The organism is Variovorax palleresanus, from assembly GCF_051144945.1.
GTDB classification, from domain to species: Bacteria; Pseudomonadota; Gammaproteobacteria; order Burkholderiales; family Burkholderiaceae_C; genus Variovorax; species Variovorax paradoxus_S.
Genome location: NZ_JBJNVP010000002.1, coordinates 1,294,810 through 1,321,128, shown reverse-complemented (window position 1 = coordinate 1,321,128; position 26,319 = coordinate 1,294,810). Strand labels below are relative to the sequence as shown.

The following is a 26,319-nucleotide window of genomic DNA, read 5'->3' as shown; positions in this document are numbered from 1 at the left end:
GCTAGGGGTAGCGGAAAACCCTCGTACGCGGTCACCAAAGAGAACGTGTCGCGGGCGAATTGTTCGACGAACTACTCCGCGAGCGCCGGTGCAATCTGCTTCGCGAGTGACCGTGCGCATGTTCATCTCGGATGCCGCGCGCATGACGCGAATGGCGATCTCGGACCGGCTCGCGATGAGGACGGAACGAATCAATTGCGAACTCATTTGGTTTTCTTCGAAGTTGCCTGCTCACTCGGCGAGGATCTCACCGCCTCAGGTCAGTTTTTGTTGGATGCAGTCATTCGGGCGAGCCTGTTGAAAGCTGCTGGCGTAGCGTCTCGCGGCAGGTCACCCACATCCCGGATGGGCCGCCATTCGTCCCATTCGCAGGCATGCGAAGTTGGCGAGACCTTGCTTCCGGGCACCTGGGTCTGAGGCTGGTCAACCGGCAGTAGGTCTGGCGAATCGGATGGTGGGGCGTTGTTTTTTGAGTAGTGCATACGTCAACAGAGGAGTGGGGCGGTTCTCGAGTAGAGATTCAAAGCGAGGCGCCTTGAGGCTGACGAGCAGACTGGAGCGCCGAACCGGCGTCTGCGGGGCGCTGGCGGGTCGGCGAACAATGCGACAGGCGGAGGTTTTGCGCGCGTCACTTCTCAGTCCAGAGTGGCCCCCGTCAGCTTCACCAGGCCCGCGTAGCGGTCGAGTTCCGACTTCCAGAAAGTCGCGAAGCTGCCTGCATCGCCCGGCCGTAACTCGACGCCGATGTCCGTCAGGCGCTTGCCGAGCTCGCCCGACTTGAAGGCCGCCTGGACCGCGCCATTCACCTTGTCGACCACGGCCGCCGGGGTGCCGGCCGGAGAGGCAAGCCCATACCAGGCGTTCATGGTCATTCCCTTGATGCCGAGTTCGTCGAACGTAGGGACCAAAGGCAGCATGGGATGGCGTTTGTCCGAAGCCACCGCAATCGCATGGATCTTTCCGCCCTTTATTTGCCCGTAGGCGCCCGTGTCGAGCATGAAGTCGAGTTGGCCGGCCATCACGTCGGTCAGTGCGGGAGAGCTGCCCTTGTAGGGCACATGGATCACGTCGATCTTTGCGATCGACTTGAACAGTTCGCCCGCCAGGTGCGCCGAATTGCCCACGCCGCCGGAACCGTACGAGAGCTTGCCGGGCGCGGCCTTCGCGGCCTTGACGATGTCCGCCGGGGACTTGTGGGGCGACCCTGCGGCGACCACCATCACGCTGGGAATGAGGCCGAGCGCTGCCACCGGCACGAAGTCCTTCATCGGATCGAAGCCGGTCTTCTTGTAGAGGTAAGGATTGGCCGAGTTGGTCGAGCTGGTGGCCAACAGCAGCGTGTAGCCGTCCGCCGGCTGGCGGATGAACTGCTGGGTGCCGATGTTCCCTCCGGCCCCGCCGATGTTGTCGACGATCACGCTCTGGCCCAGTTGCATGCGAAGCCCTTCGGCCACCGCGCGCCCTACTGAATCAGCGGCACCGCCGGCCGGCCAGGGCACGATGAGCCGGATCGGCTTGCTCGGATAGGCCTGCCCGAAAGCCGTGGTGGCCAATGCGGCCAGCGCAATGCCGGCAACGACGTGCCTGCGAGGAAGAGTTCTGGTCATCTTGTTGTCTCCATGGGTGTCTGAACCGCGCCCCGGGGTCGTCGCGGGCACGGCGCCAGCGCTCAGGTCAGGCCCAGGCGCCGCAGCGTGTCCGCCAGGCCGAGCAGGTCGGCCGTGAACGCGCCGCGCTCGATGGCCTCGCGCTGCCCCGCTTCTTTTTCTTCTCGCGCCAGGCTGCTCGCGATGGTGGCTTCGACGTCGGCCTCGGGTACGACCACCAGGCCGTCGCGGTCCCCCACGACGATGTCGCCGGGTTGGATCGTCACGCCGCCCATGGTGATGGGTACGTTGACCTTGCCGGGCTGGTTCTTGCCCGTGCCCTTGATCGACAGCCCGCGGCAGAACACGGGAAAGCCAAGCTCGATGATCAGGTTGGCGTCGCGCACGCAGCCATCGATCACCAGTCCGGCAATGCCCACCTTCTGTGCCTGGATGGTCAGCACGTCGCCCCAGGGGCCCGCCTCCATGAAGCCCTTGGCATCGACCACGAGCACGTCGCCGGGCTTCGCCTTCTGCACCGCGTAGTGCAGCATCAGGTTGTCCGCTGGACGGCAGTCGACGGTCAGGGCGGGTCCTGCAAGGCGCACGGTGGGATCGATCGGCTTCATGCCGCTGTCCAATGCGCCCTTGGCGCCCTGCGCTTCATAAATGGTGGCTGCGCCAAGGGCGCGAAGTTGCGTGATCTGATCAGAAGTGGCCACGGGTATCTCCGACATGAAAAATTGACGAGGCGCGATAGCGACGGTTCAGTCCACCTTGGCGCCCGAGCGCTTCACGATGGATTCCCAGTAAGGAAGCTCCTTGTTCACGAACTGGGCGAACTGCTCGGCGCTCCCAGTGACGTCCCGCGAACCCATGTCAGCCAGGCTCTTCGACGCGTTTGCACTCTTGAGTACCTTGATCAGATCGCGGTTAAGACGCTCGACAAGTGCCGGGGGCGTCTTCGCAGGAACGAAGACGCCATACCAGTTCTCGACCACGAAGTTCGCGTGGCCGAGTTCCTTCATGGTGGGTACATCAGGCAAATTCTTTGAACGTGTGCTGCCAGTGGTTGCAAGCGCGCGGATGCGCCCCGACCCGAGCTGCGAAGCGATGGCCGTGGTCGTTTCGAAGGCGACCGGCACCTGCCCGGCGATCACATCGGCCAGCGCAGGTCCTTGCCCGCGATAGGGGATGTGCGTCATATCGAGCTTCATCTCGAGCTTCAGCATCTCGCCCATCAGGTGTTGCGGGCTGCCGCTGCCCCCGGAAGCGAAGCTGTACTTGCCGGGCTTGGCCTTGATGGCCGCGACCAATTCGTCAAGCGTCCTCGCCGATTCGGCCGAGTTGACGTACAGCACCAACGGCACAGAGGCGACCTCCACGACCGGTGCGAGCGACTTGATGGGGTCGAGTCGAAGCTTGTAGAGGTTGCGATTGATGACCACCCCCGTGTTGTTCCCCAGCAGCAAGGTACAGCCGTCCGGCGCGGCGGCCGACACGAACTCGGTGCCGATGTTGCTGCTGGCACCGCCCTTGTTGTCCACGATCACGTTGGTGCCAAGCTCTTTCGCGAGGCCCGGCGCCACCAGGCGCGCGAGGATGTCGGTTGTGCCGCCGGGCGGATACGGCGAGACGAGCCTTACGACCTGACACGGATACGCCGACTCGGCGGACGCTCCGCCTCCGACTGCGACCGCCAAGAGGCCGAACGCTGCAGCACGGAACAGATTGGGAACTGGTTTCATGATTTGTCTCCGACGAGGTAGCTCTGTGGCGCTTTGCTGTCAGCTGCCTTGACCTTGCAGCGCCGTGGGTGAACGCTGCAGCGTGTGGTAGCCATACTTCTTTCGCGATTCCGACAACGGCATGCCGGCCAGTGCGGCCTCGAGAATCTGGGCCTCGATGACGCGCGTCTCCAGCGCCTTCGTGAGCACTTCCTGCATGCGCAGGTGTGGCACCACCACGATCCCGTCCGCATCGCCGATCACGAGGTCTCCATTGCAGACGCGAACGTCGCCCAAGGTCACGGGCTGCTCGTAAGCCTCGACCTGAACCCGGTCCTTGCCAGTGCGCATGAATTTGCCGCACGCGTACAGGGGATAGCCGGCCTCGTCCGCCTCGGCGGTGTCACGGCACACGCCGTTGATCACAGTTCCGCCGATCCGCTTCTGGGCGGCCAACTGGCTCAGGATGCCGCCCCAGACCGTGCAATCGAGCCGTCCGCCGTTGTCTAGCACCACGACACTGCCGGGCAACAAACGATCGATGAAATCCCCGACTGTTCCAGGCTGAAATCGATCGATCGGCGCAAAGCGGATCGTGAAAGCCTGGCCGAAGAGCTTGGCCGGGCCTGCAACCGGGCGAATGCCCAGTGCGCTGCCAGGAAGATTGAAGAAGTCGAGGGCGTCAGACACCTCCGCGCTCGAGAGCGAGCGGGCTTGAGAGAGCCACAACGGCTCGTTCACTTCAGAAATCAAGGTTGTCTCCAGAAGAAGTTGGAACAGGCCCTGATACTCAGTTAAGTAAAGTAGATGCACAACCAAAGAATTTTGACCATAAGATCAAAAAATATGAACTTGAAATCGCTACGCTATTTCTGCGAGGTCGTCGAGACAGAAAGCGCGAACCTCGCGGCTACCAGGCTGCACGTGGTGTCCGCCGCAGTCAGCATGCAAATCGCGTAGCTCGAGGATCTGCTTGGCGGGAAACTCTTTGACAAAGCTACGCGCCCCATGAAGCTGACGCCGCTCGGCCGCTTTCTTTATCCCAAGGCGAAGGCGGTGCTCGGCTATCGTCCACCCAACGAATTCGAATCCCAATTCGCTGAGCAGGCGCTTAGTTCTGATGACCCCAGTGGTCCAGTCGATGGGGTTCAGTCCACCAACGCACTAATTCCGTCTAAGACTGACCCACGCAAAACCCTACCTGCTCATTTTTAAGGCAGGGGATCCTAGGAGTGATAGACGTGGCGACATTGAGTGTCATCAGACGCTCGAGCGAGATCGGCACTGGCCTCAATCGCTGCGTCATCTGCACCGTAGCGCCGCGCAATCGCGTCCGAGCACAGCTGCGCGAAGCGATCCTTCAATGAACGATGCACGAAAACATGGTCCGGCGCGACGCAGGTCTGGCCGGCGTTCGTCATCTTGCCCCACACCGCCAACTCGGCAGCATGCAACAAGTCCGTGCCAGCAGCCACGATGACCGGCGACTTCCCACCCAGTTCCAGCGTTATCGAGCTGAGGTGTTGCGCGGCGGCGGCCATCACGAGCTTGCCGACAGCGGGCGAGCCGGTGAAGAACATGTGGTCACACGGCAGCGCGAGCAGTCGCTGTGCAGTCGCGACACCGCCGTGCACCAGCGCAACCTCGGACGGATCGAAGACCTTGCGCACGAGTTCATCGATGACGGCAGTGACCGTCGGAGTCAACTCCGAGGGTTTCAAGACCACCGTGTTGCCGGCAGCGACGGCTGAGAGACCAGCGGACCGAGCAAGGTGTTCACCGGGTAGTTCCACGGTCCGATGATGAGGCAACGGCCCCGCGGCTGTAAGGCGATGCGAGCCGAGGTGCTGACTGTCGTCAGGGTGCTTCCAACGCTCTGGGCCCGCATCCACCTCGGGAGCCGGCGCATAGCTTGACGAGCCTCTTCGATCACTGACAGCAGGTCGGTCAGGTCGACCTCGACGGCTGTGTGCACAGATCGGCCTGGAAGGCTACATGGAGTGCTTCGCGCCGCTGCAGCAGTGCGTCGCTCAGCCGCGCGAGCTTGCGCACGCGCTCCGCAGCTGTCGCGTCGCGCAGCGCGAACGATGTCTGCAATTGTTGTTCGAAGATGCGCGAAATGGTGTCGGTGTCGGCGGGCAGTATCGTCATGCGGTCCCCATGGCCCGGCGCCGCGCTGCGCCGAGCACGAGCAACGCCGCCGCGACGGCGAATCCAGCGCTCACCAGAGGCACTGCGGAGGCATCGTCGCCAACGACAACGAATGAGGCCATCAGCGGCCCGAATGCACTGCCCAGCAATTGCGCCGCAGGGATCAGCGTGCCCAGGCGCCCGCTGCCATCAGTGAGAAACGTCAGGGCGAACTGGAACGGCTGCATGAACAGCCAGACGAAGCCGAACGCCGCGGTCGCGAGCATGAGGTGCTGCGCACCGCCGGTTGGCAGTCGAAACGTCATGGCCGTAACCGCGGCCAACCCGAGTGACGCGCCTACAAGGGATGCCACGGTTGGCCAACGGCGCACGGCGGCAGTGCCGGCGATGCCTCCGACCACCTGCATCCCGAGCATGCCGGCGACGAGGGTCTGTGCCGAGCGCGAGTCGAGCCCGGCTGCCTTGCCCAGCGGTTCCAGGTAGGCCGCGAACGCTCCCAATGCCGCCAGCTGCAGGAACACGACAGCCAGCGGCCGCAGTGTGTGAGGTGACCAACGAAAGCCCGAGACGGCGGGTGGCACCAACGGCGCCAGACGCGGCCGTTGCATGAAAGCCAGCGCGAGCGGCAGGAGCGAAGCCAGCGCTAGCGCCGTGAAGACGCCGCGCCAACCTTGGCCGGGGATGATCAGGTGTGCCAGCAGCATGCCGAAGGCGGCTTGGCCCAGCGCCATCACGACGACGAAAATGCCTGCCACCCGAGCGGGCTGTGCGGTGCGCACGAGCACGGCCGTCGTGCACCAGACGAGCACCCCCTCGGGCACGCCGGCTGCGACGCGCGCCGCCAGCATCTGAACGTCTCCATCGGCCAACGCGGAGAGCAGATTGATCACAACGGTGAGCAGAGCAGCGACGATTGTCACCAGGCGCAACCGTGCGACCGGAAGCATCGCATCGCCGATCAGCGAGCCTACCCCGAGTGCGACGATCTCACCCATCGCTACCACTCCCACGCCCTCGAGGCTGACCTTGCGAGCCTCCACCAGTTCGCCGAGTGCAATGGGCTGCACTCCGACCATCAGCAAGGCGACCGTACCGATGGCCAGCGCCGCGCCCACCTGCGGCGCACCAAGCGTCTCGTGTCGATCGGGTTGCATCAATACCCCTTCGTTTCTTCTGGCAGCAGCCCGTGGGCGAAACGCTCAGCGGCGCGGCGTTCATCCCAGATCAGTCGCCGGTTCGCGACGTGGCGCACCACCCACGGCAGAGGGTCCACCTGCCCACCGGTCGCGGCGGCCAGAACATAGGCCTCGGCACATTTCTCGAACAGCTCGGTGTTCATCGCCAGACGGGCGGCGGTGGTACCGATGCGCAGGAAGGGATGGTGGCAATCTTGTGGAACACGTCGGTCTTCATGAGCGGCACGTGCGCGCCGAGCCAGGACGAGGTGCCAAGGTAGGGATGGCTCTCATAGTCGTCAACCGCCGCACCGACTGCGACCGCCGAGCGAACTGCCACTCACAGATTAGATAGTAATAACTAGTATATAGTCATTACTAGCATGTGACGAGGCAAAAGACCTGGGAGAATCCCGATGTCGTCCATGATCAACACCACGCCCAAGCCGCGGGAGCAACAACCCTCGCTGGCCACCAAAGTGCAACCGGCGCAGCAGCGCGCGACCGACACTTTCGAGCGTATCCTCGTGGTGACGGCGCAGACGCTGGCCGATGTGGGCATCGAGCGGTTGTCAACCAATCTCGTATGCGAGCGCGCCGGGCTGACGCCGCCGGCGCTGTACCGCTACTTTCCGAACAAGTACGCGCTCCTGAGCGAACTCGGCCAGCGCTTGATGCAGCGCCAAAACGAGCGCATCGCCGAATGGATTTCGGTCGATGTGTTCCGCGGTACCGTGGAGGACCTCGAGGAGGCGCTCGAGGGGTTGATCCTCGACACCTACGAAGCAACCGTTCAAACGGTCGGAGGCGTGTGGATCATGCGGGCGATGCGGGCCGTCCCCGCGCTGCAACAAGTTCGACTGGAGTCACACGCCCAGGTCACGCAGGCTCAGGCCCAAGTGCTGGCGCAGGCCTTGCCAGAGGTCGATCTGGCCCAGTTGAGGCTGGTCAGCCGCGTCGTGGTGGACCTGATGTACGCGACCGTGGAGATGCTCTTCGATGAGCCCCTCGACGTGAAGGCTGTGGCCCGCGTTGTTGCCGGCATGGTGGCTAGCCACCTGCCTCGAATCCGGCCCGATGTCGGCCGCCTCGGCGAGACGGCACGGCGCAAGGGACGAGTGCGAAGCGGAGTGGCGAAGTAAGAAGGCCGCGACGACCGCACTCCGCTCTTCGGTGGCGTTGCGGGATGCTGGCTGACAGCGATCCAGCGGGTTCCGCGAGCTTGCAGCAGCGCGTCTTGTGCACGCAGTCGACCGCGCCGCACGTCCAGTACGGTGTTCAGATCGGCGAGACCTGCCTCGAACAGGCGCTCACTCTTACGGGCCCGCTCCCGTGCTGGCCTTCATCGCCTGTTCGAGCTCCACTACGCCGGCATCCGCCGCGCGCATCTGCGCGAATGCGACCTCCACATCGCGGCCAGCGCGCCCAGCATCGCCTTCTCGTATTCGGCCATGGTCTCTTGCGCCTGTGCATCGTACTGAATGTCCGTCAGGCGCTGGACAATCCCTTCCTTCAGGAAATCGACATGGTGAGGGATGTACCGCATCCAGCAGACCCAGAGATGAAGCTGCTCGCCAACCCGATCCGCTTTGACGGTTACCGTCTTGAACAGAAGGCGTGTCGCCGAGCTAAATCGGAGGGCCGCCTGATCGCGGAATCCGAGGCCTGGCCGAGATCTCGGGTCGGGCCTGCTCTTGTGTAACGGCAGCGCGGGAGGCCAGTCGCACCTAGCTGCAAGGCAGGCACAGCGCGCAGGCCCCGCATGATCCATACCCCGCCCACGGTCTGCACTGTCGCGTCATAGGTGTCGATGACCAGTTCCTCGATCGCCCGCTCCAGACTGTCGACGCCCCAGTTCAACACCTCCGGCGTGATCCAGCGGCCAACGCGCGCGTTCTGGGCCTGCATCAGGCGCGGCCTCAGTTCGGACAGCAGCGCGTACTTGTTGGGGAATAGCGATAGGGTGCCGGCGGCGTGAGTCCGGCGCGCTCGCTCACCAGGTTGGGTGACAGCCGCTCGATGCCGACGTCGACCAGCGTCTGCGCCGTCACTTCCAGGATGCGCTCACAAGTCTCTGTGGCGCGCTGCTGCGCGGGCTGTTTCTTCGTGACCAGCGAGGGTTGGGGGAGGGTGGATGGACGGTATGGGAGGGACGCGTGTGGCATCAGGAATCTTCCGAGCAATTTTTGACACAAATGGTAGTTATAGTTACATGATAGTTATGACTATATTATTCGATGCCCTGACGCGGACTCCATGAAGACCTTGACCTGCTTAGTGACCCGTTTGTTTGTGCCGCGAACGCAATGCACCATCCTGCCCCTGTCCAGGGCAACAGAACTTTACTTTTCTGACACACCAGTTGTTAGCAATCCATGAGCGCCATCCTGTCCCCACCGTCAGCCTTGAGATCCTTGATCCTGTGCACTGTCTTGTCTGTGCTGGCAGGCTGCGGAGCCAACACCGAGAGTGCCGGCACCGCCATCACCACTCTTGCCGTACCCAATGCCGCGCCCGCCAAGTCTGAACCTGCCCGCCCGGTCAGTGTGATGGCCGCCTTCAACTTGGTATCCGGCAGCGGCGGCAACGGCGCTGTGATGGCCGAGCTGAAAAACCACGGTGGCCAGTTGCGCGAGCCCGACGCCAAATACGACGTCTTTGACACCGACTCCTCCGCGGATCTCAAAACACTCAAACAAAGCATCCAGGCCAGCCTGGATCGGGATCGGCGGGTGTTGATCGACAGCGATGGAACGCCGGAATCGCGCGCCAAGGCCGCCCAAATTGCCTACGAAGCCATTGGTGCATCACTACCGGATATCACTGCAGTGGTGATTCGAAAAGCGCCTGAAGAGCACGGTGGAGGCTTGGGGCTCATTCCCATTTACAGCAAAGCCGATGTGGTCGAGCAAATCGCGCAAGGAAAAATCAACAAACCCGAGGATTTGAATAACTCGGTTGAGAATTTTTTCTTTGAGCCTCAAAAAAAAATATCCCCCTGAGTTCGTGAGTTCGTGAGTTCTCGTGAAGGGTCTCCTCATGAAATCATGATTTCAGAAACCCACCTTGCTGCATAAATAGCAGCCAATTTTCTTAAACCGTCCTTAAAAATCGAGAGGTCTTATGAAGCGAATAAAACAAGCGGCTGTCGCTGCAGGGCTGCTGGTAACTGCCGGGCATGCCTTGGCGTGGTTTGGTACCAACTCCTACTTGGGTGAGGCCCATGCCGATGGCGGCACACAGGCGCGCGTCATTCAACAAGCTAGCAGTACTTGGGATGACTGGGTCTGGCGCGGGAAATCAGATGGTACCGTCCAGTATTGCAGCTCCAATTCCAGCGGCTGCCACTTTACTTGGGGGCAAGGTAAGTCCACGTCCTATGCTCACACCATTGGCTGGAAGGTCGGCGGTGGCTTCGGCTTTCCAATTCAGGCTTTGGGTGTCAGTGTGTCAGGCGAATTTCAACGCCAGAAGACTTGGACTCAAACGCAGTCGGAGAATTTTGACATGCGTACCGAACTGAGGCCAGGGCAATGGGCTCAACCGGTCATCGTAGCGGTCCGCCGCTGGAAAAAGGGCCATTTTCATGGAGCCCATTTCCGCAGGGATCCGCAGACCAAATTTAATTATAGATATTTGTATTCGTGGGAATGGAGGGATTACGGTAGCTGGGAAGGCAACGAGCAACAATGGGGTTACAAAATGATTCACGTGGTGAACAACCGCAACCTACTTTGACACATAGCGCCTGTTCCCGCCCCGGCTCAGGCCGGGGCTTTTGTTTATGTGGGGCGGTATGCAGGAATCAGAAAAGTAGGACATAAATGCGCTGGAATATGCCAAGCCCCTTGATGCCTGGCCTAGTGTCTTGGTGTAAAGAAAAAGCCATCCCGTTGAGCGTCCAAAGTCTGGCCTGCTTGGCAGTGGCATGGATCGTTGCTCAAAGCTTCTGGTGGCGGGCCGCACCAGATAGCCCGGCGGTGATTGCCAAGGCTTCTTCAACGCTGTCGGAGCAGGTCAATCGCGTGACAGCCCGCCATTTCTTTGAAGTTGCAACTGAGCGACCACCGTCCAGCGAAGTTGGTGAATCCCCCCCTCCAAACACTATCGATGCCCGTTGGCGATTGATGGGCACCTACGTCGTGCCCGGTGCCCACAGCCGCGCAGTGCTTGCAACGGACGGTGGCTTCGACGTGGTCGTGGCCAAAGTGGGAGACCGATTGTCCTCGGGTCACGAGGTAGTCGAAGTGCGGCCCGACAGCGTCGTGCTGTCCAAAGACGCGCTGCGCGGTGAACTGCCATTGAGATCGTCAGCCCCAGGTGGGCCAGATCGAGAACCCCCGCAAGACCAATCCAGGCCCGCAGGCCCTCCCCCCTTTATCAAGGATTTCCGATGAGTTTTCGCAAGTTGCTGTGGGGTGCAGGCTTGGGGTTATGGGTGTTGACGGCGCTGGCCGCCGACGAACCCGTGACCCTCAATCTGGCCAACGCAGAAGTGTCGATGGTCCTGAAGCTGGCATCGGAATTGACCGGCAAGATGTTTGTCCTGGACCCCAAGGTCAAAGGCAATGTGAATGTGGTGTCGGCAGCGCCCATGCCGCGCTCGCTGGTCTATCCGACCCTGGTTGCGGCCTTGCGCCTGCAGGGCATTGCCGTGGTGGACGAAGGTAAAGTGGTACGCATCCTGCCCGAGGCCGATGCCCGCCAGCAGTCTGTGGCCGTGGGCCTTAGTGGCACCCCTATGGCGGGCGACACCATCACGACACGGATGTTTTCCTTGAAGTACGAAGCAGCCCAGGCCGTTGGGCCGGCCATCAAGCCCTTGCTTCACAACGCCGCCACCGTGATCGCTTACCCCGCGAACAACACCCTGGTGGTTACCGACTATTCGCAAAATCTGAAGCGGCTGGAGGTGATCCTCGGAGCTATTGATGTGCCAGGCATGGGTCTTCCGGTGATGGTGCCGCTGAGCCATGCCACAGCCACCGAACTGGCCCCCATCATCCAGAACCTGATGACCGACGGCCCTGCCCAACAGGGGGCTGTCGTAGGCCCCACCGGAACTGCAGCAAGCGGGGCTTCCGGAGCCAATGCCATGGCTGTTGCGGGTGACGGGTTTGCCGTATATGCAGAACCGCACAGTAACAGCCTGCTGATCCGTAGCAGCTCACCGGGCAAGCTGTTGCGGGCACAGCAACTCATCAAGCAGGTGGATCGCCCGGAAGCCGGGGGCAACATCGAGGTGATTTACCTGAAGAACGCGGTCGCCAGCGAAGTAGCCCAGATGCTGCGGGCCATCCTGTCTGCCGACCAGACCACTGCCAAGGCGGCCGGCGCGCTATCGGGGGAGAACAACACAACGTCCTCGCTCAACCCGAACCGGCAGTCCAATCTGGCGCCCAACAGCGGCATGGGGGGCAGCACCCAGACAGCCGTGGCCGGGGCCGGGGCTTCGGGGAGTGGCGGCGCCAGCAGCGGCGGCTGGCAGACGGCAGGTGGACTAGTGCAGGGGAGTTACGTCCAGGCGGATGTGGCCAACAACGCCATCCTGATCAGTGCGCCGAACATCGTGATTGAGCGGCTGCGCAAGGTGATCAAACAGATGGATTTGCGCCGTGCGCAGGTCTATGTCGAGGCCCTGATTGCCGAAGTGAACAGTGACACTGCTGCACAGTTCGGATTCCAGTGGCAGGCATTTAGCGGCCTTGACAAAAGCAGCACGGGTACCCGTGTGGTTGGGGGCTCGAATTTTCCGGGTGCGGCCACCGGCATCCTGAACATGGCTCAGAACCCGACGGGGACCGGAGTGGGCCTGAACCTGGGCATCGCCAACGGGACCATCACCTTGCCCAGTGGGGCCGTCATCAACAACTTGATGGCATTGGCATCGTTCCTGGAAACTACCAACGGCGGGAATATTCTGTCCACGCCCAATTTGATGACACTGGATAACCAGGAAGCGCAGATCATGATCGGGCAGGACGTCCCGATCATCACGGGCAGTTACTCCTCGACCAACTCATCGTCCACGGTCACGCCATTTCAGACGTTCGACAGGCGCAAGGTGGGGCTGTCTTTGCGGATTCTGCCCCAGGTGTCCGAGGGCGGCATGGTCCGCATGAAGATCATTCAGGAGGCTTCGTCCGTGGTGCCGAGCTCCGTGACCAACGCCTCCGGCCCCACCATCAACACCCGCACCATCGAAACGGCCGTGCAGGTGCAAGACGGCGGCCTGATCGTGCTGGGCGGCCTGTTGCAGGACAGCCTGAGCGACGGCGAAAACAAGGTGCCCGCGCTGGGCGATGTGCCGCTGGCCGGTGCACTGTTCCGTCACTCCAGCAAGACGCGCTCCAAAACCAATTTGCTGGTGTTCATCCGGCCCAAGACGTTGCGATCGGCGCAGGACGATGCCACGCTGTCCATGGATCGATACAACTACATCCAGGGCTTGCAAAAAGCGACCAACGAAAAGGCCAAGCAGGAAGCTGGCCCTTTGCTGACCCCTGTGGACCTGAAGACCAGCACATCGCTCAACCCGTCGTCCGCGCGAACAGCCCCTGCGGCAGAGACCGCGACAGTGATGGATGAGCCGAGGTAGCAGATGGAGGCCCTGAATGCTTTGGCCTCGGGCCGGATCCCGTACCTGTTTGCCCGTCGCCACAGCGTGCTACTGCATTCTGCCGCGGGCGATCCGGTCCTGTGGGTGTGCAAAGGCACGCCCGTGGCCGCCCTGTCGGAAGTCCGCCGCGCCGTGGGTGCGCAGGTTCCCGTCAGCGTGGTCCCAGACGAGGAATTCTTGCAAGCGCTGACGTCCATTTATGCGGATGGCGGGGATAGCGCCGCATCGATTGTGGACACCGCCGGGCAGGAGGTGAACCTGAACCAGTTGGTCAATGATTTGCCGCCGGTCGAAGACCTGCTGGCCAGCGACGGCGATGCGCCGGTGATCCGCCTGATCAATGCGCTGATCGCCCAAGCCGTGCGCGAGGGGGCATCGGACATCCACATAGAACCCGAAGAACACCGCACCGTGGTCCGCATGCGCCGCGACGGCGAGTTGCTGGAAGTGCTGGCACCGCACCGGGCGCTGCATGCGGCCATGTCTTCACGCATCAAGATCCTGGCGCAACTGGACATTGCCGAAAAGCGCCTGCCGCAGGACGGACGCATTGCCATCCGGCTGGCGGGCAAGACAGTGGACGTGCGGGTGTCCACGGTGCCCACGTCGCACGGCGAACGCGTGGTGATGCGCCTGCTGGACAAAGACCCCAAGCGCATGGACCTGGCCGTGCTGGGCATGGCGCCCGATACGCTGGCAAGCTTTGACGCTGCCATCCACGCGCCGCATGGCATTGTGCTGGTGACCGGCCCCACGGGATCCGGCAAGACGACCACGCTCTATGGGGCGCTGATGCGGATGAATTCGCGCAACCGCAACATCATGACGGTGGAGGATCCGGTTGAATACGATCTGGCAGGCATTGGTCAGGTGCAGATCCACTCACGCATCGACATGACTTTTGCGCGCGCTCTGCGCGCGTTGCTGCGACAGGATCCGGATGTGGTGATGATCGGCGAAATCCGGGATCTGGAGACGGCGCAGATCGCCATCCAAGCCAGCCTGACGGGCCATCTGGTGCTGGCCACCGTGCACACCAACGACTCCGTCAGTGCCATCACCCGTCTGGTGGATATGGGGGTAGAGCCGTTCTTGCTTGCATCCAGTCTGATCGGCGTGTTGGCCCAGCGTCTGGTGCGCCAGTTGTGCCCGCACTGCAAAGAGCCAGACCCTGTCTATGCGGACGAGGCCGCTGGTCGGGGCCATGCATTTCGCCCGCGTGGCTGCCCGGAGTGCAGAGGAACCGGCTATGCAGGACGGCTCGGTATCTACGAATGGCTGGCCATAGACGATCGGCTGCGCCGCCTGGTCCATGACGGCGCCGGCGAGCATGTCCTGCGCGACACCGCACGCGAGCACGGCGGACTTCGGCTGCTGCAAGAGGACGGCCAGCGCTGGGTCCGGGCGGGGGTGACTTCCGTCGATGAGTTGATGCGTGTGGCTGGAGATCGATGAAAGCCTTCCGCTATCAGGCCATCGATGCATCCGGAACCCGGGTCGCAGGCACCCAGGAGGCCGACAGCGCCCCCCAGTTGCGCACCGCCCTGCGGGAAAAAGGACTGCTGCCGGTGTCCGTGGACGAGGCCGGCGCCCCTGCATCGGCGGCGGGTGGGCACCGGGGCCGCATTCCGGCGCGGGCCCTGTTTCTGCTGACGCAGCAATGGGCGTCGCTGCTGCGGGCAGGCCTGAATGTGGATGCGTCACTGGTCACCTTGGCCGGCCAGGTAGACAAACCCGCGCATGCGCTCATCATCAACGCGGTGCGCAATGAAGTCCGCGCCGGCCACAGCCTGGCTCATGCGTTGGCCATGCATCCGCGCACTTTTCCGCCGCTGTACATCGCCTTGATCCGGGCCGGCGAGACGGCGGGCGAACTGAGCGAAGTCATGTCGCGCCTGGCCGACTACCTGGCAGAAAGCCAATCGCTGCGCAGCAAGACGCTGGAAGCCATGATCTACCCCCTGGTCATGCTGGTGGTGGCCCTGGCCGTGGTGGGCGTGCTGCTGGCCTACGTGGTTCCCCAGGTGGTGACGGTGTTCGAGAATCAGCGCCAGACCTTGCCGCTGCTCACCCGCGCCTTGCTGAGCGTGAGTGCAGGTGTGCGCGAAGGCGGAGGCTATGCCCTGGGCGCGGCGATGCTGGCCGCCGTGTGGTGGCGCAATGCCATGAAGAAATACGGATTCCGGCGTGCAGTGGATACCAGGCTTCTGCAATTTCCCGTGCTCGGAAAACTGATGCGCTCTGCAGACACGGCCAGGTTCGCCAGCACCTTGGCCATCCTGGTACGCAGCGGCGTCCCGCTGCTTCTCGCCCTGGAGGCCGGCAAGGGGCTGCTGGAGCGCCTTCCCCTGAAGGAGATCGTGGGCGAGGCGCTGCAGGAGGTCAATGCCGGCAAGAGCCTGAGCCGGGCGCTCAGGCGCAAAGAGGGCTTCCCGCCCCTGCTGATCAACCTCATCGCCAGTGGCGAGCAAAGCGGTCAGCTGGCCGAGATGCTCGCCCAGGCCGCCCGGTTGGAGCAAATGTCGCTGGAACATGATGTGACCATTCTGGTGCGGCTGCTGGAGCCTCTGATGATTCTGGTGATGGGGGGCATGGTCCTGTTAATCGTGCTGGCCATCATGCAACCCATCTTCAACATCAACCAGGTGCTCATGTGATGGTTGCCAGGACGCTTCGTGGCCGAGGATTCACGCTGATCGAGATCCTGGTGGTGATGGTCATCCTGGGGGTGATGCTGGTCATGGCCATGCCCAGCGCCCGCAACGCCGCGGCGGTCCAGCGGCAGGTTTCGCTGGAAAAGTTCGTCGCCACACTGGAGGCGGCCATGTTCGCCAGCGTGATCGGGGGGCAGCACCTGCGCCTGGGGACCAATGGCCGTCACTATCACTTCGAGAAGCGCCAAAACGACGGCACCTGGATCCGCACCTCCGACACCGAGGGGCTGAAGGCGGGCGAATTGAGCGACGACGTCCGCATCGAGCAGGCTTGGCAAGACAACAAGGCCATGCAACCGCCGTTGCGCATCGAATTCATCGGGGCCACACCGCCACTGCTGCGCCTCCGGCTGCGCGATGGGCCGCGGACCATCCGCCTCGACACCACAGCTTCCGGCAGCGTGGTGCAAACGGTGGAGCAAGGAAGCTGAATGCGCTGCACACGCTTGCATCGTGCCGGGCCCCATGGCGTTCAGGGCATCAGCCTGCTGGAGGTGCTGGTGGCGCTGCTGGTGCTCAGCATCGGTCTCATCGCGGCCGTCAGGTCCACGGGCCTGACAGCCGCCAATGCACTGCGCCTTCGCACCCAGATGTGTGCCGACTGGGTGGGGCAGAACCGGCTCGAACTGCACCATGCACGCGCCGACTGGCTGGACGCAGGCATACAGCCCGCACAGGCCGAGCGCCAGTGCGGGCTTGATTTTGTCGTTGTCGAAGAAGTGAGTGACACCCCTAGCCCGTTGGCACGCAAGGTGGACGTGCATGTGTCCCTGAAAGACGATCCGACGGCAAAGGTAGTGGTTCAAGGGTATTTGATCCATCAGTCCAATCCAAGACCAGGGGAGCCCTTTTGACTTCTCGGCGCACGACAAAGGGCATGACCCTCTTGGAAGTCATGGTCGCCATTGCCTTGCTGGCAGTGCTGGGGGCCATGGCGAGCAAAGGCCTGGCGCAAGTCATCAGAGCCCGCGACGTGGTGTATGACGAACAAGCGCGCTGGCGCAGCATCGCCATGGCCTGGGCACGCATGGGGGACGACGTCACTTGCGCTGTCGATGGCTTGCCCGCGGATGTTCCCCAGGTCCGTTGGCGGGGCCATGGCGCCGCGGCCCACTGGACCATCTGGGGCACTGCGGGAAGCGTGCGGCCCGTCCAGTACGCGTTGCGCAATGGCACTTTGGTACGCATGCTGGAAGCAGACTTGTCCCGCCCGCAGGATACAGGGCCTGGTACCGGACGAACGGAGGTCACTGTCCAAGGCCTGGAGACGCCACTGCTCGGCGGCGTGCGGGCCATGACCCTGTCCTTCCTGGATGACCAGGGCGAATGGCACGGCAGCTGGCCACTCGAAGGCACTCCCTATGCCAGGCCCCGCGCCTTGCGCGTCACCCTGGTGCTGGACGACGGGCGCGACGTCACACGGGTCTATGCCCTGCCATGAGCACCCGCGCAACGGCCTCCATGCGTCATCAGCAAGGCGTTGCCCTGGTGATGGCGCTGCTGCTGGTGGCGGTAGTCACCGTGCTGGCATCGGCCATCCTCTGGCGCGTCGATGTCTGGGTCACTCAAGTGAAGATGCTCCGAGACGCACGCCAGGCCCACCGGCTGGTGATGGGCGGCGTTGACTGGGCCCGTTCGGTCGTGTACGAACGGCAGCGTCAGCGCATCCGCAAGGACCACTTGGGAGAGGCCTGGGCCACCCGGGTTCCCCCGATCCCGGTGGCTGGTGGCGAAATCAGTGGCCAGATGTTTGACGAGCAATCCAAATTCAACATGGCGTGGCTGCTGTCGGGCGATCCCTACGCGTGGGAACAGTACGAACGCCTGTTGGGGGCGCTGGAACTGCCTCAAGCGCTGGCCGTATCCCTGAGATCGAAGCTGTCTGGCAAAGCCTCTGAACGGGTTCGTTACATGGGCACCGCCAGCTTGGAGGCCATACCTGGGTACACGTCTGAGGTGATTGAAAAGCTGGGCAAATACATCACCCTGCTGCCCGACACCAGTTCCAAGCTGAACGTGAACACCGCGCCGGTGGAACTGATCTACGCCATTGTTCCGGGACTCAGCTTCCAGCAGGCCAAGGAGATTTTCGACAGGCGCGCGGCCTCGCCGTTCGACTACACCCCCGATTTCTATACCTTGCTGACCGGTGATGTGAGAGACGGATTCCGCACCGAGTCGATCTCGGTCCGCAGTGATTTCTTCAGGGTTGAAGTGCATGCCACCTTCGGGCAAGGGCGCGCTTCTGCGGTTGCCCTGTTGAGACGAAAGCCCGGCACCTGGCCCGACGTTGTTTGGATGAAACGCCCATGAGCCGAACCTTGTATCTCTACCTCGATGCGGGCTGGCCGCATCGCCACCTGGACTGCGCGTGGAGCCTGCTCGACGGGGAGCGCTCCATCGCCACCGGGCAGGATGCGCCACAGCGGTGGCCCCAGGCCACCGAGCACGTGGTGATCCTGTCCCAGGAGCAGCTGGTCTACCACCGCGTGAAACTGCCCCCCGGCGTGAACTGGAAAGACACCGCCGCGGTCGCCATGGCGCTGGAAGACGCGCTGATCGACGACCTGGGCCGTCTGGTCGTCATCCCCTTGCGCCTGCACGGGGATGACGTGGTTTGCTGCACATTGCAACGCCAACGGCTGGAGCAGCTGCTCGCCAGCTTCCGGGAACTGGGTCGGCCTTTGGTGCGCGTGGAGTCGTTGGCCGACAAACTCCCCGCTGCGCCGGACGAATGGCGGATTTTCCAGAACGAGGACGGCCATCTGTGGCTGCACGACGGCGTGGCGGCCATGGCCTTGGACATGCCCGCCGACTGCGGCGAGCCTCCCGTGGCGCTGACCTTGCGCTGGGCACAGAACCCTGGCCAGTCACCGGCCCGCATGGTCTTGCACGGCCTTGCGTCCACGCTCTTCCTTGGACAGGAACGCCAATGGGGCATTCCTGTCCAGCGGACGGCTGCGCTGGATTGGCACACCACCTTGTCGCAACCCAGCCCCAACCTGCTGGTGGGCGACTGGATGCCCCGGCGCAAACTCCTCGCCGAACCCGCGTTCAGGACCGCGCTGGTCGCGATTGCCGCCTGCATGGCCATTCAGACGCTGATGGCCCTGACCGATCTGGGCAAGACCTGGTGGTCCACACGCCAGGTCAAGGCTGAGCAGTCGGCTCTCTGGCAGGAGGTGGGCGGCAGCGCCGAAAAGACCGACAAGCCCGCCCGCCACTTGCACCAGATGTGGCAGGCAGCGCGTGCGCACGTCGGCGAATCGCGGTCGGAGGAGTTCGTGCCGGTGCTGGCCGCCTTGGCGCAGCAACTTGCGCAAGCCAGGCTGACGAGCCTGGACTATGAGCAGGGGCGAATGATCGTCGTCTGGAACGGCACGGGGCAGAATGCCCGCGCACTGGAAGCCGGCATGCGGCAGCGCGGATACACCGCCGTCACCCAATCAGCCAACAACGGCGTCGTCACCACGGCGCTGGTGTCAAAGGAAGGCACATGAAGCACCTGCAATTCTGGTGGAAGGGCCTGTCCAGAAGAGACCAACGCCTGCTAGCGGCATGGTTCGTCGGCATGGCCGTGGCGGCATTGGTCTGGTTCTGGTTTGCACTGGCCTCGGCCCAGGAGCAGGCGCGGGCCCAATGGGCGGCTGAACTGAAGGCGCTGGGCGTCATGCGCGTCCAGGCCGACGAACTGCGGCAAATCAAGCAGCTTCCTGCAGCTGGCAGCAATGTCAAAAAGGTGCATACGCCTTCGGTGATCGATTCACTTTCCAGATTCGGCTTGCCCACCGAAATCATCCAGACTCTGGACGCCCAAGACCAGGTTGGATTGCAAGGCTTGGTTCCATTCGATCAATGGTTGGAATGGGTCGCCTTTGTGCAGAAAGACATGCGCCTGGTCGTGCAGAAAGCAAAAGTCACTCGGACGGATCGACCAGGCATTGTCGAAATCCAGGCCACCCTTGCACTTGGAAAGGACTAGACGGTGAAGCGCTTCCATCAGATCGCTGTCACTGGCCTGCTGACCTTGGTCTTCATCGTATGGCTGGCCCCGGCCAGTCTCATCGGCATCGTGCTTCAACAGGCATCCCATCGCTTGTGGAGTCTGGCCGATGTCGACGGCACGCTTTGGAACGGGCGTGGCGTGATCACCGGCAAGCCGGACAAGAGCCCGCGCCAGGTCTCCCTGCCACCACTGAGTTGGAAGCTGCTTGGCTTTCAGAATGGACGCCTGCTTTTCCAGGTCAGCGCCAACGGGCAGCCCGTGGGGCACCTGCAGATCGGCTCGAGCGGATGGCAGGCCAATCTCCATGGACTGGACATCGAGGCCAGGGAACTCACGCCGCTCTTGCCTGGCATCCTGAACAAAGGCGAATGGCACGGTCTTGTGAACTTCCGCCAGATTTCGGCGCAAGGAAACTGGCAGTCCACCAAGATATCCCAGGTGGAAGTGCAGTGGCTTAACGCCGCAACCAGCTTGATTCCCAAAGGGCAGTTGGGTTCATTTGTGCTGAAGGGCCATGCCGAAAGTGTCGGGATGAGCTTCTCGGTCACCAGTCAGGACGGTCCTCTGATGATTTCTGGCGAGGGCAAGCATTCTGCGCAGCAAGGGCTTCAGTTCAACGGAGAGCTTGCCGACGCTGCCGGTTTGATCAGCCAATCCCCGGGATTTCTCAGCGCTTATCTCCGGCCCGCTGGAGCTCCCAATCACTACACCCTTCAAATTTCCCAATTGAATTTTTGAGCAAGGACATTTGCATATGCCACGTCGTCAAAGAAGCAGCGGCTTCACGCTGATCGAAGTTCTGGTTGTCATCACGATCCTCGGGATCCTTGCTGCGCTGGTGATCCCCAAGATCATGGATCGCCCCAACGATGCGCGGGTTGCCGCAACCAGGCAGCAGATTGCAGATATCGTGCAAGCCCTGAACCTGTACAAACTCGATGCCGGGGGCTATCCCACCTCCAGCCAGGGCCTCACTTCCTTGGTCCAGAAGCCCAGCAGCGGCAAGATTCCGCCCAACTGGCGCCCTTACATGGACAAATTACCCAAGGATGCATGGGGTAATGACATGCAATACCGTGCCCCGGGCTTGCACGGTGAAATCGATGTGTTCAGTCTGGGGGGCGACGGTGAAACTGGTGGGGAAGGCTACAACGCAGACATTGGCAATTGGATGCAGTGACCGCCTTTGCAGGCGCGTAAGCCTAAGCCCATGACTCACAGCATAGAGCCCTCGGCTCCATGGGGCCCTCTCTCGCTCTGTGCAAGTGCCGTTGGAGAGATCATTGAGATCCACGTGAAGTGGTTCACCTATCCCGTGCCTCCGACGGGAGCGAACATCAACCTTCCGATGCCGAACGCCGTCAAGGAGGCGGGGCGTCTGAATCGGCAGCTTGGACTGAGCGAGCACAGGAGTTTTTCCGCTCCCCGGCGCCCAGCTTGGCAATGACTGTATCGACAGCTGGATTGGCGCGCGCGTTGCTCCATGCAACAGCCGTGGTGACGACGTTCCGGCGCTCCTTGAGGCGCCGGAAAACGACGTTCTCCGGCGCCAGGTGCTTGAGGATGAATGCACCAGCGCGATGCCCTGTCCGCATCCGACGAAAGCAAGCTGGGACGAGATCGAGCGAATCCCGTGGATCACGCGCAGCGAGAAGCCGTTCGCCAGGCAGGCCGCGACGAGGCTGCCGGAGTAGACCGGGCTGACCTGCCGGGAGAACATCACGAACGCCTCCTGCGCGAGCGAGGCCATACACGACAAGGAATTCGAAGCCATCAACCAAGGAGCCGGCAGATGAACGCGAAAGACAAGGAACTCGTCGATCTCTTCGACGGACTGGATACCCCTGACCCCAGTGTTTCGGACGCGGCGGCTGCGAGCGTCAACCTGATCGTGCACGCGGCAAGCCAACGCGTAGAACGCAGCCCGTGATCGACCATCTCAGAACGATTGCCGTGACCGTGGAGGAATCGGAGTGCGGCGTCTTCCACTGGCTCATCATCGAGAGCATTGACGATCCCACCGGTTTTGCGGTGCTCTTTGGCAGCGCGGGGGTATTCGACAGTTGGGAGGACGCGCTCGACGGCGGGGTCGCAACCCTGAAGAGCTTGGTCGCCGATCGCACCATCGGGCCGAGGCTGATTGGCGAGGACGAAGATCCAGAGCCGATCGGGCGCAGAATGCGCCGGGCGATGAGATTTAGTTAGCAATCGTTCTGCTCATGGGCTGCGAGTGCGGCGGCGACCCCGCCCGCAGCGAGCCAGCGAACAGCCAGTTCGAACGCCCGAGCGGGATCGGACGGATCTGGTTCGCCACCCAGTTGTTGTCGATCGGCAATTGCCCATCGTCGATGTAGCGCGTGAGCGCGGTCCATCGCTTCAGGCTGTAGTCCAGCACCCGGGCCAGCGCCGTGCCATCGGTCGCGCGAAGGCGGTGCGCGATCATCCATGCGTGTAGCGCATCGGCCACGGGCCTGGCCTTAGAGCTCACCGAAGAACTCCATCGCCTGCTCGGCCACGGCACTCTTGGTGCTCGCCTGGAGCCTCGAAGAACTTGCGCCTCGCGTGCGCAGTGCGTATTCCGGCGAACGTGACCGACGATTCCGCTTGATCGTGACCGGTCATCATGCGTACTGAGTTGCGCGATCAGATTGTAGAAGTGGCGGTCACGATGGGTCTTTGTTCTTCTCCTTTTGGGACGTTTTCGCGGTCTGCCGCAAGGACTCACCCGTGAGGGTGAGTCGGTGGTTTTGCTGCATCAGGCGATCGAGGATCGCGTCGGCAATGGTGGCGTCTCCAACCCATGCATGCCAGTGCTCGATGGGCAGTTGGCTGGTGATGATGGTGGCCTTGCTGGCCGCCCGGTCGTCGATGATCTCCAGCAGGTCGGATCTGGCCTGGACATCCAGCGCCGCCATGCCCCAGTCGTCGAGCAACAGCACGTCGGTCTTGGCCAGCTGGATCAGCCACTTGCCGAAGGTGCCGTTGCCGTGCCGGATGCGCAGCTCCTCGCCGAGCCGGGGCATGCGCTGGTAGTACGCAGAGCGGCCTCGCCGGCAGGCGTACTGCGCCAGCGCACAAGCAAGCCACGACTTGCCCGCACCCGTCGGGCCAGTGATCAGCACGCTGTGGCCCGAATCGATCCAGTCGCCCAGTGCCAGGCTCATGACGGCCTTGCGATCGACACCGCGACCGGCGCGCGCATCCATGTCTTCGATGGCCGCCTGGGGATACTTCAGCCGCGCTTCCTTCAAGAGCCGTTCACGACGCTTGTCGCCGCGCCAGTGGATCTCGCGCTCGACCAGCAACGCCGTGCGCTCCTCGAAGCTCATGGTCGTCATGCCGGCGCTCGTGAGCTGGTCCTGCTGCCATGCCCAGCAACTTCAGGCTGCGCAGCTGGTCCAGAGTCGTGTTCATCATCATTGGATTCCTTGTTGTCCGGGATGTTCAGCGGGTGCGCTCGACCGTCACTGGTAATAGCCTGGGCCGCGCACATGCTCATGGGGAGGGCTGATCCAGCTCGGCGCCGTGCTCGGGGCAGCCTTGTCTCGCTCGTTGACCAGAATGGCCTTCACATGCGCGTACTTCGCTGTCCCCAGCTCCAGGGCGATCAGGCTGGCCGCCTCCAGTCGGTCCTTGCCATAGCGGCGTGCCAGCGACAGCAACCCGAGGCACGCGCGGTAGCCGTGCTCCGGGTGGCGCCGCTCCTCGATCAAGCGCGCCACCAGGCGGCCCGTGGCCACACCGATGCTCTGCCCCCAATGCACCAGGCGCTCGGGTGTCCATTCGAGATGCGCGCGGTGCGCCGCCGGCAGGTGGGCGACGACGGTCGTGAAGCCACTGGATAGCGTCAAGCAGCATGGCCGGTTAAACGACATTCATCTTGGCCGGTTGGGCAGGGGTGAATGTCGTTTTTTATGGGACTAGGGTTGTGGCTCCTTGGACTGGTTGTCGTTGTCGCTGGATGATTGACGCCGGCGATTCGCCTTGTCGTTGTCGCGCTGGACCTTCTGTTCCCGGGCGGCCTGCTTGCCGCGGTAGCTCTCCACGTTGTTCAACTCGAAGATCGTCGAGTGATGGACCAGGCGGTCGATGGCGGCCACCGTCATGCCGGCATCGGGGAACACGGTGTCCCAGCCCGAGAAGGGCTGGTTGGCCGTGATGAGGATGCTGCGCCGCTCATAGCGCTCGGCGATCAACTCGAACAGCACGCTGGTCTCGGCCTGGTCCTTCCGCACGTACGAGATGTCGTCAAGAATGAGCAGGTCGTAGCGGTCGAGCTTGGCCAGAGCCTGGGGCAACTGGAGGGTCTGGCGAGCAGCCTGCAGGCGCTGCACCAGCTCGCTGGTGCGCATGTAGAGCACGCGCCGGCCGGCCTCGATCAGTGCATGGCCGATGCCGCAACCGACATGGCTCTTGCCCACGCCTGGCGGACCAAAAATCAAAATGTTGGCTCCCTTCTCGAGCCACGAATCCCCGCTGGCCAGCGCCATGACATGGGCCTTGGACAGCATCGGCACCTCAGCGAACTCGAAGCTGGCCAGCGTCTTGGTCACATCCAGGCGCGACTCCACCCGGTGGCGCTCGATGCGGCGCTTCTCCCGCTCGGCCACTTTGTGCTCCAGCAGCCCACCCAGGAAGCGGCTTGCTGGCCAGCCTTCCCTGTCCGAGCGCTCAGCGAAGTCGGGCCACAGCCTGCCGATCGTCGGCAGGCGCAACTCGTTGAGCATCAAGGCGTTGCGACCGGGCTCGAATGCTGCGGCGGTCATGCTGCGACCTCTTCCAGCTCGTCTTCGTGCTCGCTTGGCAGCAGCGCGTCGTAGCGGCTCGCCGGCGGAATCTCGATCGTGATCTGCGGCACCTCGGTCTTGCGTGGGGCGAACTCCTCGCGCAAACGCTTCACATCGGGCAACTCGCCGGCCAGGCGCAGCGCGTCGAGACGTTCGGCCAGCACGCCTTCCACACCGTCGCGAGCAGCCATCTCCAGCAGCGCGACGATGGCCTGGCAGGCCTGGCGACGTGTCAGCTTCAGGTCGAGTTGCTCCCAGGTGAGGCGGTACGCCTCGCGCGGGAACAATGCATCACGGAACAATAAGCCCTTGAACGCCTGGGGCTTGCGCTTGAGCTCGTCGATGAAGTGCCGGTAGTCGATCACCCGCCCGCGGGTGGTGCCGGGCGATCGCGCCCCGCGCGCAAGCGTCAGCACGAGCGCTCCCGAGAGGTAGCAATCCAGTCGGTCGCTGTACAGCCGCACCTTCAGGCGGTGGCCGATCAGGCGCGATGGCGCGCTGTAGAGGATGGCGCGTACGGTGAAGGTGCCGCAGCGCGTGACGCGCGCCTCCTCCTCGACGAAGTCGGTGGTGCGCCTGTGCGGCAGATCCAGCAACTGCTCGCGCTCGATACGAAACGCAGCCGCGTTGCGCCGGTTGCGCCGCATCACGGCGTCACGAACGAACCCCTCGTAGGTCACCCGATCCTCGAAGTCGCGGTGCCCGCGAAGCAGCAGCGCCTGGTCGATCGCCTCCTTGAGGTACCGATGCGAGGACTCGACGCTGCCGTTCTCGTGGCTCACGCCTCGGTTGTTGCGCGTGCCCAGCATGCCGTAGTGATCCAGCAGCGCTGTGTAGCGCACGGTGAAGTCCTCTTCTTCGGCCAGGTTCTTGAACGCTGCCGACAGGCTGTCGCTGCGATGCTCGTGCGGAGCGCCGCCGGCTTGCCACAGGGCGTTCTGCAAGCCCTTGGACAGCGCCTCGAAGCTCTCGCCACCCTCAACCACTTCAACATGCTCCCAGCGAGAGAACGCCAGCACGAAGTGGTACAGGATGTGGACGAACGGCGCGTTTGAGATCGTGACGCGCAAATCGCCCATCGCGGTGAAGTCCGAAAGACCTTGATGGCCCGGAGCATGGGCCTGGGGGAAGAACACTTCCTTGGGCGGGCCTTGCACGGCGCGCCACTGGCGAATGTGACGCTGCAGCGTGCGCACCATGCCGTCGGGGAAGCGATCGGGATGGTCGTCCTGGAGCTTGCGCAGCAGCGTGACGGCCATCAGCTTGGGCGCGGCCTTGAGCAGCGGAACGATCTGCGCCTCCCAGACGTCAGCAAACGGATCGGGCCTCGAGCGCCAATAGCGCCGAGGGTTCTGGGAGGGCAGCGTCACCGCGCTCTCGATGCGCCGCGCGCTGCGCTCGCTGATGCCGGCCTTGGCCGCGGCCAACTCCTGGGACTTCTTCTTGCGGGTGTTCATGTAGAGGCGTACCTGCTGATCGGTGATTCGGGAACCTGGCACTGGGCCGACCTCTTCTTGAGACCTGAACCCGCCATCGTGAACCCCCACCAAACCG

The 26,319-nt window shown here is 62.9% G+C and carries 32 protein-coding genes and 4 pseudogenes; 19 read left to right on the top strand and 17 right to left on the bottom strand.

Annotation, left to right across the window (positions count from 1 at the left end; genetic code table 11):
- Positions 1-108: 108 nt before the first annotated feature.
- From ACJ7Z0_RS09930 to ACJ7Z0_RS09910, 5 genes and pseudogenes are all read right to left on the bottom strand, one after another.
- Positions 109-207 (bottom strand): annotated as a pseudogene (locus tag ACJ7Z0_RS09930) (biotin carboxylase N-terminal domain-containing protein); the annotation flags it as partial.
- A 428-nt stretch (positions 208-635) separates the two neighbouring features.
- A complete protein-coding gene (locus ACJ7Z0_RS09925; protein WP_434789722.1) occupies positions 636-1,607 on the bottom strand; it encodes a Bug family tripartite tricarboxylate transporter substrate binding protein in 972 nt (323 codons plus the stop codon).
- A gap of 62 nt (positions 1,608-1,669) precedes the next feature.
- Positions 1,670-2,323, bottom strand: a complete 654-nt coding sequence (locus tag ACJ7Z0_RS09920; RefSeq protein ID WP_434789721.1) for a 4-carboxy-4-hydroxy-2-oxoadipate aldolase/oxaloacetate decarboxylase — start codon at positions 2,321-2,323, stop codon at positions 1,670-1,672.
- 30 nt (positions 2,324-2,353) lie between these two features.
- Positions 2,354-3,334 carry a Bug family tripartite tricarboxylate transporter substrate binding protein gene (locus ACJ7Z0_RS09915; protein WP_434789720.1) on the bottom strand — a complete coding sequence of 327 codons (981 nt, stop codon included), beginning with the start codon at positions 3,332-3,334 and terminating at the stop codon, positions 2,354-2,356.
- Between the two features lie 39 nt (positions 3,335-3,373).
- A complete protein-coding gene (locus ACJ7Z0_RS09910; protein ID WP_434789719.1) occupies positions 3,374-4,054 on the bottom strand; it encodes an RraA family protein in 681 nt (226 codons plus the stop codon).
- Positions 4,055-4,120: 66 nt separating this feature from the next.
- Here ACJ7Z0_RS09910 and ACJ7Z0_RS09905 point away from each other — a divergent pair, with 66 nt between their 5' ends.
- Both ACJ7Z0_RS09905 and ACJ7Z0_RS09900 read left to right on the top strand, forming a co-directional pair.
- The gene (locus ACJ7Z0_RS09905) at positions 4,121-4,273 is read left to right on the top strand and encodes a LysR family transcriptional regulator (RefSeq protein WP_434789718.1); all 153 of its coding nucleotides are present in this window, start codon (positions 4,121-4,123) and stop codon (positions 4,271-4,273) included.
- Positions 4,274-4,321: 48 nt separating this feature from the next.
- On the top strand, positions 4,322-4,528 hold the full coding sequence (locus ACJ7Z0_RS09900) for a hypothetical protein (protein WP_434789717.1): 207 nt from the start codon (positions 4,322-4,324) through the stop codon (positions 4,526-4,528).
- A gap of 11 nt (positions 4,529-4,539) precedes the next feature.
- Here ACJ7Z0_RS09900 and ACJ7Z0_RS09895 read toward each other — a convergent pair whose 3' ends face one another.
- The 5 genes from ACJ7Z0_RS09895 to ACJ7Z0_RS09875 all read right to left on the bottom strand — a co-directional run bounded on the left by ACJ7Z0_RS09895 (position 4,540) and on the right by ACJ7Z0_RS09875 (position 6,979).
- Positions 4,540-5,040 (bottom strand): aldehyde dehydrogenase family protein, encoded by a 501-nt coding sequence (locus ACJ7Z0_RS09895; protein ID WP_434789716.1) that lies wholly within the window; start codon positions 5,038-5,040, stop codon positions 4,540-4,542.
- Positions 5,041-5,260: 220 nt separating this feature from the next.
- On the bottom strand, positions 5,261-5,464 hold the full coding sequence (locus tag ACJ7Z0_RS09890; RefSeq protein ID WP_434789715.1) for a hypothetical protein: 204 nt from the start codon (positions 5,462-5,464) through the stop codon (positions 5,261-5,263).
- On the bottom strand, positions 5,461-6,618 hold the full coding sequence (locus tag ACJ7Z0_RS09885) for an MFS transporter (protein ID WP_434789714.1): 1,158 nt from the start codon (positions 6,616-6,618) through the stop codon (positions 5,461-5,463). The genes ACJ7Z0_RS09890 and ACJ7Z0_RS09885 overlap by 4 nt, the downstream gene beginning before the upstream one ends.
- Positions 6,618-6,803, bottom strand: a complete 186-nt coding sequence (locus tag ACJ7Z0_RS09880; protein ID WP_434789713.1) for a hypothetical protein — start codon at positions 6,801-6,803, stop codon at positions 6,618-6,620. Before ACJ7Z0_RS09880 ends, ACJ7Z0_RS09885 begins: the two co-directional genes overlap by 1 nt.
- A complete protein-coding gene (locus tag ACJ7Z0_RS09875) occupies positions 6,800-6,979 on the bottom strand; it encodes a hypothetical protein (protein WP_434789712.1) in 180 nt (59 codons plus the stop codon). The genes ACJ7Z0_RS09880 and ACJ7Z0_RS09875 overlap by 4 nt, the downstream gene beginning before the upstream one ends.
- 76 nt (positions 6,980-7,055) lie before the next feature.
- On the opposite strand from ACJ7Z0_RS09875, the gene ACJ7Z0_RS09870 reads away from it, so the two are divergent.
- Positions 7,056-7,781: a TetR/AcrR family transcriptional regulator gene (locus ACJ7Z0_RS09870; RefSeq protein ID WP_434789711.1), complete on the top strand. Its 726-nt coding sequence runs from the start codon at positions 7,056-7,058 to the stop codon at positions 7,779-7,781.
- A 221-nt stretch (positions 7,782-8,002) separates the two neighbouring features.
- Here ACJ7Z0_RS09870 and ACJ7Z0_RS09865 read toward each other — a convergent pair whose 3' ends face one another.
- Together ACJ7Z0_RS09865 and ACJ7Z0_RS09860 are read right to left on the bottom strand one after the other, a co-directional pair.
- Entirely contained in the window at positions 8,003-8,185 is a 183-nt protein-coding gene (locus tag ACJ7Z0_RS09865; RefSeq protein ID WP_434789710.1) for a hypothetical protein, read from the bottom strand.
- A 373-nt stretch (positions 8,186-8,558) separates the two neighbouring features.
- A complete protein-coding gene (locus ACJ7Z0_RS09860; protein ID WP_434789709.1) occupies positions 8,559-8,804 on the bottom strand; it encodes a TetR/AcrR family transcriptional regulator in 246 nt (81 codons plus the stop codon).
- A 210-nt stretch (positions 8,805-9,014) separates the two neighbouring features.
- Between ACJ7Z0_RS09860 and ACJ7Z0_RS09855 the strand changes: the two genes are divergently transcribed.
- From ACJ7Z0_RS09855 to ACJ7Z0_RS09780, 16 genes are all read left to right on the top strand, one after another.
- On the top strand, positions 9,015-9,641 hold the full coding sequence (locus ACJ7Z0_RS09855; RefSeq protein WP_434789708.1) for a hypothetical protein: 627 nt from the start codon (positions 9,015-9,017) through the stop codon (positions 9,639-9,641).
- A gap of 121 nt (positions 9,642-9,762) precedes the next feature.
- Complete coding sequence (locus ACJ7Z0_RS09850) at positions 9,763-10,377, top strand: hypothetical protein (RefSeq protein ID WP_434789707.1); 615 nt, start codon at positions 9,763-9,765, stop codon at positions 10,375-10,377.
- A gap of 86 nt (positions 10,378-10,463) precedes the next feature.
- Positions 10,464-11,036 (top strand): type II secretion system protein N, encoded by a 573-nt coding sequence (locus tag ACJ7Z0_RS09845; RefSeq protein ID WP_434789706.1) that lies wholly within the window; start codon positions 10,464-10,466, stop codon positions 11,034-11,036.
- Positions 11,033-13,237 (top strand): type II secretion system secretin GspD, encoded by a 2,205-nt coding sequence (gene gspD / locus ACJ7Z0_RS09840; RefSeq protein WP_434789705.1) that lies wholly within the window; start codon positions 11,033-11,035, stop codon positions 13,235-13,237. Before ACJ7Z0_RS09845 ends, gspD begins: the two co-directional genes overlap by 4 nt.
- Positions 13,238-13,240: 3 nt before the next feature.
- Positions 13,241-14,713, top strand: coding sequence for a type II secretion system ATPase GspE (gspE, locus tag ACJ7Z0_RS09835; protein WP_434789704.1), 1,473 nt, complete (start codon positions 13,241-13,243; stop codon positions 14,711-14,713).
- A complete protein-coding gene (gene gspF / locus ACJ7Z0_RS09830; RefSeq protein WP_434789703.1) occupies positions 14,710-15,915 on the top strand; it encodes a type II secretion system inner membrane protein GspF in 1,206 nt (401 codons plus the stop codon). Before gspE ends, gspF begins: the two co-directional genes overlap by 4 nt.
- Positions 15,915-16,403: a prepilin-type N-terminal cleavage/methylation domain-containing protein gene (locus tag ACJ7Z0_RS09825; RefSeq protein WP_434789702.1), complete on the top strand. Its 489-nt coding sequence runs from the start codon at positions 15,915-15,917 to the stop codon at positions 16,401-16,403. The genes gspF and ACJ7Z0_RS09825 overlap by 1 nt, the downstream gene beginning before the upstream one ends.
- The gene (locus ACJ7Z0_RS09820; protein WP_434789701.1) at positions 16,404-16,826 is read left to right on the top strand and encodes a type II secretion system protein GspI; all 423 of its coding nucleotides are present in this window, start codon (positions 16,404-16,406) and stop codon (positions 16,824-16,826) included.
- Positions 16,823-17,413, top strand: coding sequence for a type II secretion system protein GspJ (locus ACJ7Z0_RS09815; protein WP_434789700.1), 591 nt, complete (start codon positions 16,823-16,825; stop codon positions 17,411-17,413). The genes ACJ7Z0_RS09820 and ACJ7Z0_RS09815 overlap by 4 nt, the downstream gene beginning before the upstream one ends.
- Positions 17,410-18,285 carry a type II secretion system minor pseudopilin GspK gene (gspK, locus tag ACJ7Z0_RS09810; RefSeq protein WP_434789699.1) on the top strand — a complete coding sequence of 292 codons (876 nt, stop codon included), beginning with the start codon at positions 17,410-17,412 and terminating at the stop codon, positions 18,283-18,285. Before ACJ7Z0_RS09815 ends, gspK begins: the two co-directional genes overlap by 4 nt.
- Positions 18,282-19,472, top strand: coding sequence for a type II secretion system protein GspL (gene gspL, locus ACJ7Z0_RS09805; RefSeq protein ID WP_434789698.1), 1,191 nt, complete (start codon positions 18,282-18,284; stop codon positions 19,470-19,472). The genes gspK and gspL overlap by 4 nt, the downstream gene beginning before the upstream one ends.
- Entirely contained in the window at positions 19,469-19,954 is a 486-nt protein-coding gene (gene gspM, locus ACJ7Z0_RS09800) for a type II secretion system protein GspM (protein ID WP_434789697.1), read from the top strand. Before gspL ends, gspM begins: the two co-directional genes overlap by 4 nt.
- 3 nt (positions 19,955-19,957) lie before the next feature.
- Positions 19,958-20,716: a type II secretion system protein N gene (gspN, locus tag ACJ7Z0_RS09795; protein WP_434789696.1), complete on the top strand. Its 759-nt coding sequence runs from the start codon at positions 19,958-19,960 to the stop codon at positions 20,714-20,716.
- 16 nt (positions 20,717-20,732) lie between these two features.
- Entirely contained in the window at positions 20,733-21,158 is a 426-nt protein-coding gene (gspG, locus tag ACJ7Z0_RS09790) for a type II secretion system major pseudopilin GspG (protein WP_434789695.1), read from the top strand.
- A 612-nt stretch (positions 21,159-21,770) separates the two neighbouring features.
- Positions 21,771-21,908: a hypothetical protein gene (locus ACJ7Z0_RS09785; protein WP_434789694.1), complete on the top strand. Its 138-nt coding sequence runs from the start codon at positions 21,771-21,773 to the stop codon at positions 21,906-21,908.
- Positions 21,905-22,183, top strand: coding sequence for a hypothetical protein (locus ACJ7Z0_RS09780; protein WP_434789693.1), 279 nt, complete (start codon positions 21,905-21,907; stop codon positions 22,181-22,183). Before ACJ7Z0_RS09785 ends, ACJ7Z0_RS09780 begins: the two co-directional genes overlap by 4 nt.
- A gap of 37 nt (positions 22,184-22,220) precedes the next feature.
- Here ACJ7Z0_RS09780 and ACJ7Z0_RS09775 read toward each other — a convergent pair.
- The 5 genes and pseudogenes from ACJ7Z0_RS09775 to istA all read right to left on the bottom strand — a co-directional run.
- A pseudogene (locus ACJ7Z0_RS09775) lies at positions 22,221-22,454 on the bottom strand (IS66 family transposase); the annotation flags it as partial.
- Between the two features lie 187 nt (positions 22,455-22,641).
- Positions 22,642-23,398, bottom strand: a pseudogene (gene istB / locus ACJ7Z0_RS09770) (IS21-like element helper ATPase IstB).
- A 44-nt stretch (positions 23,399-23,442) separates the two neighbouring features.
- Positions 23,443-23,814: pseudogene (locus ACJ7Z0_RS09765) on the bottom strand (IS21 family transposase); the annotation flags it as partial.
- Positions 23,815-23,898: 84 nt separating this feature from the next.
- A complete protein-coding gene (gene istB, locus ACJ7Z0_RS09760; protein ID WP_434789692.1) occupies positions 23,899-24,744 on the bottom strand; it encodes an IS21-like element helper ATPase IstB in 846 nt (281 codons plus the stop codon).
- The gene (gene istA / locus ACJ7Z0_RS09755) at positions 24,741-26,264 is read right to left on the bottom strand and encodes an IS21 family transposase (protein ID WP_434792639.1); all 1,524 of its coding nucleotides are present in this window, start codon (positions 26,262-26,264) and stop codon (positions 24,741-24,743) included. Before istA ends, istB (ACJ7Z0_RS09760) begins: the two co-directional genes overlap by 4 nt.
- Positions 26,265-26,319: the final 55 nt, after the last annotated feature.

Excerpts from the sequence above, each read along its gene's own strand:
- ACJ7Z0_RS09925 (WP_434789722.1), bottom strand. The coding sequence starts at position 1,607 with ATGACCAGAACTCTTCCTCGCAGGCACGTCGTTGCCGGCATTGCGCTG.
- ACJ7Z0_RS09920 (WP_434789721.1), bottom strand. The coding sequence starts at position 2,323 with ATGTCGGAGATACCCGTGGCCACTTCTGATCAGATCACGCAACTTCGC.
- ACJ7Z0_RS09915 (WP_434789720.1), bottom strand. The coding sequence starts at position 3,334 with ATGAAACCAGTTCCCAATCTGTTCCGTGCTGCAGCGTTCGGCCTCTTG.
- ACJ7Z0_RS09905 (WP_434789718.1), top strand. The coding sequence starts at position 4,121 with ATGCACAACCAAAGAATTTTGACCATAAGATCAAAAAATATGAACTTG.
- ACJ7Z0_RS09900 (WP_434789717.1), top strand. The coding sequence starts at position 4,322 with ATGAAGCTGACGCCGCTCGGCCGCTTTCTTTATCCCAAGGCGAAGGCG.
- ACJ7Z0_RS09890 (WP_434789715.1), bottom strand. The coding sequence starts at position 5,464 with ATGACGATACTGCCCGCCGACACCGACACCATTTCGCGCATCTTCGAA.
- ACJ7Z0_RS09885 (WP_434789714.1), bottom strand. The coding sequence starts at position 6,618 with ATGCAACCCGATCGACACGAGACGCTTGGTGCGCCGCAGGTGGGCGCG.
- ACJ7Z0_RS09880 (WP_434789713.1), bottom strand. The coding sequence starts at position 6,803 with ATGAACACCGAGCTGTTCGAGAAATGTGCCGAGGCCTATGTTCTGGCC.
- ACJ7Z0_RS09870 (WP_434789711.1), top strand. The coding sequence starts at position 7,056 with ATGTCGTCCATGATCAACACCACGCCCAAGCCGCGGGAGCAACAACCC.
- ACJ7Z0_RS09865 (WP_434789710.1), bottom strand. The coding sequence starts at position 8,185 with ATGCGGTACATCCCTCACCATGTCGATTTCCTGAAGGAAGGGATTGTC.
- ACJ7Z0_RS09860 (WP_434789709.1), bottom strand. The coding sequence starts at position 8,804 with ATGCCACACGCGTCCCTCCCATACCGTCCATCCACCCTCCCCCAACCC.
- ACJ7Z0_RS09855 (WP_434789708.1), top strand. The coding sequence starts at position 9,015 with ATGAGCGCCATCCTGTCCCCACCGTCAGCCTTGAGATCCTTGATCCTG.
- ACJ7Z0_RS09850 (WP_434789707.1), top strand. The coding sequence starts at position 9,763 with ATGAAGCGAATAAAACAAGCGGCTGTCGCTGCAGGGCTGCTGGTAACT.
- ACJ7Z0_RS09845 (WP_434789706.1), top strand. The coding sequence starts at position 10,464 with ATGCGCTGGAATATGCCAAGCCCCTTGATGCCTGGCCTAGTGTCTTGG.
- gspD (WP_434789705.1), top strand. The coding sequence starts at position 11,033 with ATGAGTTTTCGCAAGTTGCTGTGGGGTGCAGGCTTGGGGTTATGGGTG.
- gspE (WP_434789704.1), top strand. The coding sequence starts at position 13,241 with ATGGAGGCCCTGAATGCTTTGGCCTCGGGCCGGATCCCGTACCTGTTT.
- gspF (WP_434789703.1), top strand. The coding sequence starts at position 14,710 with ATGAAAGCCTTCCGCTATCAGGCCATCGATGCATCCGGAACCCGGGTC.
- ACJ7Z0_RS09825 (WP_434789702.1), top strand. The coding sequence starts at position 15,915 with ATGGTTGCCAGGACGCTTCGTGGCCGAGGATTCACGCTGATCGAGATC.
- ACJ7Z0_RS09820 (WP_434789701.1), top strand. The coding sequence starts at position 16,404 with ATGCGCTGCACACGCTTGCATCGTGCCGGGCCCCATGGCGTTCAGGGC.
- gspK (WP_434789699.1), top strand. The coding sequence starts at position 17,410 with ATGAGCACCCGCGCAACGGCCTCCATGCGTCATCAGCAAGGCGTTGCC.
- gspL (WP_434789698.1), top strand. The coding sequence starts at position 18,282 with ATGAGCCGAACCTTGTATCTCTACCTCGATGCGGGCTGGCCGCATCGC.
- gspM (WP_434789697.1), top strand. The coding sequence starts at position 19,469 with ATGAAGCACCTGCAATTCTGGTGGAAGGGCCTGTCCAGAAGAGACCAA.
- gspG (WP_434789695.1), top strand. The coding sequence starts at position 20,733 with ATGCCACGTCGTCAAAGAAGCAGCGGCTTCACGCTGATCGAAGTTCTG.
- ACJ7Z0_RS09785 (WP_434789694.1), top strand. The coding sequence starts at position 21,771 with ATGAACGCGAAAGACAAGGAACTCGTCGATCTCTTCGACGGACTGGAT.
- istB (WP_434789692.1), bottom strand. The coding sequence starts at position 24,744 with ATGACCGCCGCAGCATTCGAGCCCGGTCGCAACGCCTTGATGCTCAAC.